The organism is Streptomyces sp. Y2F8-2, assembly GCF_014905555.1.
Lineage (GTDB): Bacteria > Actinomycetota > Actinomycetes > Streptomycetales > Streptomycetaceae > Streptomyces > Streptomyces cynarae.
This window is the reverse complement of the sequence record NZ_BNGS01000030.1, coordinates 1-1,240: the sequence shown is the minus strand read 5'-3', so window position 1 is coordinate 1,240 and position 1,240 is coordinate 1. Positions and strand designations below refer to the sequence as shown.

The window sequence follows — 1,240 nt, the reverse complement described above, 5'->3', positions numbered from 1 at the left end:
CTGCGGATCTACAGGCTGCGGGCGGTGATGTCGCCGTGGGAGGTGGTGGCGCGGATGTCGAGTTCGGTGGTGCCGTCGTTCTTGAGCGCGTTGCTGATGCGGCCGTGGCCGGTGCCGGCGTCCAGGGCGGCCGAGACGCCGGCGGCGGCGGCGACCGAGATGTCGCCGGACTCGGTGCGCAGCACGACCGTGCCGCGCCCGGCCTCGGCGATCCGGATGTCGCCCCGTGCGGTGGTGATTTCCGCGGAGCCGCCCAGCCGGCCGACCTCGACATCGCCGTCGACCGCGGTGAGGCGGACGCTCGCGGCCTCGTCGATCTTGATCTGGCGGTACGCGCCTTCGAAGGCGACGTCGCCGAGGCGGCCGACGACCCGGAGTTCGGCGCCGGCCGCCTTCGCCTCGACGTGGGAGCCGGCGGGCAGCTGGACGGTCACCTCGACGGATCCGGAGGGGCCGAAGAGCTGGTTCTTCGCCTCCGGGGCCGCGATCCGCAGGACACCGTCGCCGTAGGCGACCTCGATCTGCTCCGCCGCCTTGACGTCGCGGCTCTTGGCGGCGTTGGCGGGCAGGACCTCGATCGTGGTGTCGGCCCGGTCGGCGGCGATGAACTGGATGCGTCCCGCGGGGATGTCGAGGACGGCGGAGACCGGGGCGGGGGTGGGGAACTTCTGCATGGTGCTCTCCTGTCGGCTCGCTGTTTCTGACATTGGAAACGCTACGTTGCATTCGGAGAGTCGGCAATAAGTTCGTTGCGTATGAAAGGTATCTGCGCAGGTGGATGATGGAATATCGTTGCAATGCTCCTGCTGGCTAACGCAACAACCTCATGCGGTTCGTTGCAATGGAGTGAGAGTGAACGCTATGGTGGGCCCACTGCGCACCACGAAGGAGGCCGGGATGCCGGGCGGCAGGCTCACTCAGCAGGAACGCCAGCAGATCGCGCTGGGGCTGGCCGACGGGCTCGCCTACGCGGAGATCGCCAGACGGCTCGACCGTCCGACGTCGACCGTCACCCGCGAGGTCATGCGCAACGGCGGCCCCACCGCCTACCGCGCCGACCTCGCCCATCGCGCCGCCGAACGCCGCGCCCACCGCCGCAGGCAGGCCGCGCCGCGCGGTGCCGAGGCGCCCCCGCAGGCTTACGGACGCGATCCGGAGGCCGTGCGCGCGTACGAGGAGACGCTCACCACCGTCTTCATGCAGTCCGGCACGCCCCAGATGATGGCGCGGGTGATGGCCT

The 1,240-nt window shown here is 70.2% G+C and carries 2 protein-coding genes; one reads left to right on the top strand and one right to left on the bottom strand.

All coding sequences use genetic code 11. From position 1 onward, the window contains the following. Nucleotides 1–8: 8 nt before the first annotated feature. Nucleotides 9–674: a DUF4097 family beta strand repeat-containing protein gene (locus tag SY2F82_RS38545; RefSeq protein ID WP_200423745.1), complete on the bottom strand. Its 666-nt coding sequence runs from the start codon at nucleotides 672–674 to the stop codon at nucleotides 9–11. A gap of 223 nt (nucleotides 675–897) precedes the next feature. Between SY2F82_RS38545 and SY2F82_RS38540 the strand changes: the two genes are divergently transcribed. Next, the coding region (locus tag SY2F82_RS38540) for a helix-turn-helix domain-containing protein (RefSeq protein WP_200423746.1) at nucleotides 898–1,240 on the top strand (343 nt) is incomplete at its 3' end.